At 58.0% G+C, this 3,578-nt stretch carries 4 protein-coding genes and 1 pseudogene; 3 read left to right on the top strand and 2 right to left on the bottom strand.

The genetic code is table 11. The features are described 5' to 3' along the window. A partial coding sequence (locus AC5RW2_RS41460; protein WP_494075317.1) for an NAD(P)/FAD-dependent oxidoreductase occupies window positions 1-516 on the bottom strand: 516 nt, incomplete at its 3' end. A gap of 331 nt (window positions 517-847) precedes the next feature. Beyond that, entirely contained in the window at window positions 848-1,372 is a 525-nt protein-coding gene (locus AC5RW2_RS41455) for a CGNR zinc finger domain-containing protein (RefSeq protein ID WP_494032902.1), read from the bottom strand. A 170-nt stretch (window positions 1,373-1,542) separates the two neighbouring features. Between AC5RW2_RS41455 and AC5RW2_RS41450 the strand changes: the two genes are divergently transcribed. The 3 genes and pseudogenes from AC5RW2_RS41450 to AC5RW2_RS41440 form a co-directional block, all read left to right on the top strand. Next, a complete protein-coding gene (locus tag AC5RW2_RS41450) occupies window positions 1,543-2,496 on the top strand; it encodes an amino acid ABC transporter permease (protein WP_494032903.1) in 954 nt (317 codons plus the stop codon). Continuing rightward, the gene (locus AC5RW2_RS41445; RefSeq protein WP_494032904.1) at window positions 2,493-3,284 is read left to right on the top strand and encodes an amino acid ABC transporter ATP-binding protein; all 792 of its coding nucleotides are present in this window, start codon (window positions 2,493-2,495) and stop codon (window positions 3,282-3,284) included. The genes AC5RW2_RS41450 and AC5RW2_RS41445 overlap by 4 nt, the downstream gene beginning before the upstream one ends. A gap of 73 nt (window positions 3,285-3,357) precedes the next feature. Then, window positions 3,358-3,578 (top strand): annotated as a pseudogene (locus AC5RW2_RS41440) (hypothetical protein); the annotation flags it as partial.

Raw genomic sequence — 3,578 nt, 5'->3', positions numbered from 1 at the left:
GGGGCATCGGAACTGTACTCCCAGCTCCTGGACTTCAGACAGCAGGCGGGCAAGCAGAATGGACGTGTGGACATACCCTTCCTCGGGAAAGAAAGCGATATCGGACGACCGTCGATCAATGTTTACATCGGGGAGCCTTTGAGCCATTTCGCTTCGGGTTACTTGCTCGATGGAATATCCCAGGGTCTTTAGCCGCTCCGTGCGGCGGTAGAACAGCTCCTGCGCCTCAGGATCAACGTGCCACTCATAAGTTCCTGCCTGCACGAACCATTCGGCCTGCGACTTCGTGCTGGCCTGCAGCTCCGCATGCTCGCGCATTCCGGCGACATTGAGTTCGTAATACGAGTCCGGATTCTTACCGTTGGCATTTACCCATCCGAAAGACGTGGAAGTAGTGCCGGCGCCGACAGCGGTCTGTTCGAAAACAGTTACCTTGGCGCCAGCTAAAGCCAGTGAACGTGCCAGTGAAAGGCCAATTACACCGGCACCGATGACTCCAATTGATGGCTGAATCACGATTAACTCCAATCGAGCGGTTCAATGTCCCTGATGCAGTGAAAACTTTTCGGAGCGGCATGATCAGAGCCTTCATGCCGTCTGTGTGCCTCATTCTTATGTAATGGCTTTGTGCCTGTAAACCATTACATGGAAAGTCGGCGGAGGAACACGCTGAAAGGGGCTGGCCCCTGTTGGGACGGAACGGACGCAGCATGGTGCGACTGCGCGAAACTTTCGGGTAAGCTTGCCGGCCTGTCCAGATCCGCCCAGGAGGTGATGATGCGGTCGGCCGTTCAGGGAGCCGCGCGCCGGTCCCTGGCCGTGCAGGGTTCCTCCGTGGCGCGGCTGCTCAACTGTTCGCCTGAAGAGCCCTGTGGCGGCGGACCGCGTTTCTGTTGGCGCACTGGGGCGAGCAGTGCCGTTGAGTCCCCGGGCGGCTGAGGTCGACGTAAACGCGGTGGCATCCCTGCAGCTGGCACCTGCCCAGCCGGTGCATACCCCTGCCGACAAGATGGAGGGCCGTGCCGACATGGATCATCGACGCCACAACCGCACTCAGTCTGAGATCATCAGGGCGGTAGTGCAGGTGCCATCCCGAATTTTCATGATTGACAAGTGCCGGATGCGTCGAGGACTCGGCAAGGAGTTTGTTCAGGAGGTCAGCCCGCAGTTCGGGCGTCGGCGCGTCGACGATTAGCAGCCACTTCTCAAGCATCTTGTTGACTTCAATGAGGTCCGTCTCATCCGTACCGTCGGGAACTATGATTCCTGCCGCGGTGCAGCGGTCGGCCAATTCCTGCCAGGAAGCCGGGGGCTCGTTGACGAGTGCGACCGCGAGGCGGACAGGATCTTCTCCGTAAGGGTTTACACGCATAGGACCATTACACCAAGGTTTAGCCATGGCGTACATCACATTGATCGCAGCCCTGCAAGGTACGGGTGACACCGGAAGCCGCGGAGGGCAGGACTGTAGGACGCCTGAACACGACGGATCATTGTTCGCACCAATTGCAGCCGTGCCGTTGACCATAAGGGGAGGTATTAGTGGAAACACTGACTGAGAGGGCGCCGCAGCGGGCGGCCGAAAGAGCAGCGAAGTTACCCATCAAGCCACGCAGAAGTGCCGGCAGGTGGATAACCGGAGCGCTGGCGGTGTATCTGGTTGTTGCAGGAGCGCAGTTCTTTCTCTTCAACGAGAATTGGAAGTGGCCTCTGGTCCAGGACTATCTTTTCAGCCAGCGCATCATGCAGGGCCTGTTGAATACGATTGTTCTGACCGTTGTGTCGACGGTTATCGGCCTGGTTCTAGGCATATTGACGGCTTGGGCGAAACTGTCGCCCCTGCCGGTGATGCGTGCCATCGCATCACTCTATATTTGGGTCGTCAGGGCGATGCCCTTGCTCGTGCTCCTGTTGATGATCTTCTTCCTCGGCGCACTGGTCCCCACGCTGGGCATCGGCATACCGTTCGGGCCCTCGTTCTTCGAGGTGCCCACCAGTGAAGTCATCTCGCGGTTCACGGCTGCCGTCGTCGGACTTTCCCTATACCTGGGTGGTAAATCAGCGGAGGTCTTCCGATCCGGAATCATTGCCGTTGATCGAGGTCAGTTTGAGGCCTGCCGCGCCATGGGACTATCGCCCTGGACAACCTATTCCAAGGTCATCGGCCCTCAAACCATCCGTGTCATCACGCCTCCCATGGCCAACGAGGTCATCACGATGTTCAAGAACACGTCGCTGGTCACCGTCATCGGCTATACCGAACTCTTGACCACGGCACAGCTGATCTACGCGCGGAACTTCGAAACCATTCCACTTCTGACGGTAGCCGTCATCTGGTATCTGGTCCTCACATCGATCGCCATGTATGGACAGTCTCTGCTGGAAAAGCGGTTCGGCCGCGGCTTTGACCGCAGGGTCCATAAGGAAAGCCCACGGGGGATCGCTGAGAAATCCGAAAACAAAAGCTCCACTAACGTCGACGGGGGTGTTCGATGAGCACAGCTGACCAGGCTCCGATACTCGAGCTCATAGGAATAGAAAAGAAGTTTGGCAGTTTCACTGCATTGAAGGGCGTCGATCTTGAGGTCCGGGCAGGATCGGTCATCTGTATCGTGGGGCCTTCCGGCTCCGGAAAGAGCACCCTCCTGCGCAGCATCAATGCGCTGGAAGAAATCGACGGCGGAGCCATCTTTTTCAAGGGGCAGATGCTCGGCCAGACCGTTCGCGGAGAGAACCGCATCCAGGTTTCGCCCAAGACTGCGCGCCAACAGAAACTGATTTTTGGGATGGTTTTCCAAGGCTTCAACCTGTTTCCAAACTGCACCGCCCTGGAGAATGTCACCCTTGCCCCGATTTCGGTGCGCGGTATCCGCCCCGATGTGGCAAGGGAAGAGGCCTCCGTATTGCTGGAAAGGGTCGGCCTGGGCAGCAAAAAGAACCATTATCCCAACGAACTTTCGGGCGGGCAGCAACAGCGGGTCGCGATTGCACGGGCTCTGGCAATGAAGCCGGAAATACTGCTCTTCGACGAACCGACCAGCGCACTGGATCCGGAACTGGTGGGCGAGGTGTTGGCCGTCATGAAACTGCTGGCCGAACAAGGCTGCACCATGCTCATCGTTACCCACGAAATGTCTTTCGCGCGCGACGTTGCCGATGAACTCGTGGTCATGGCCGACGGGGAAATCATAGAACGCGGCGCTCCGGAAAAAGTCATGTACCACCCATCGCACCCCCGCGCCAGAGAATTCTTCTCCTCCATCGCGCTCTCGACCAGTACATGAAATGCCTGTGCCGCGAGAAGAAACCGCAGATTCACATCATGCGAACAGCAACTTCACTCCAAGGAAGACATCCATGAAAAAGCAATTGAGCACACTCGGCCTGGCTCTTGTGGCCATCTTGACGATGAACGCCTGCGCAAATCCCGAAGATCAGAGCGCCTCCGCAGCCGGCCCGGCACCCCAGGCAGCACAGCGCACCTACGAAACCGACCCCGAGATCGCAGCAATGGTTCCCGACAAGTACAAAGAACGCGGAACGTTCACGGTCGCCGTCAGTCCCGACATTCCGCCCGT

It is taken from the genome of Arthrobacter sp. B0316-1-20 (assembly GCF_059091865.1).
The sequence above is the reverse complement of the archived record's forward strand: the minus strand, read 5'-3'. Positions and strand labels throughout refer to the sequence as shown.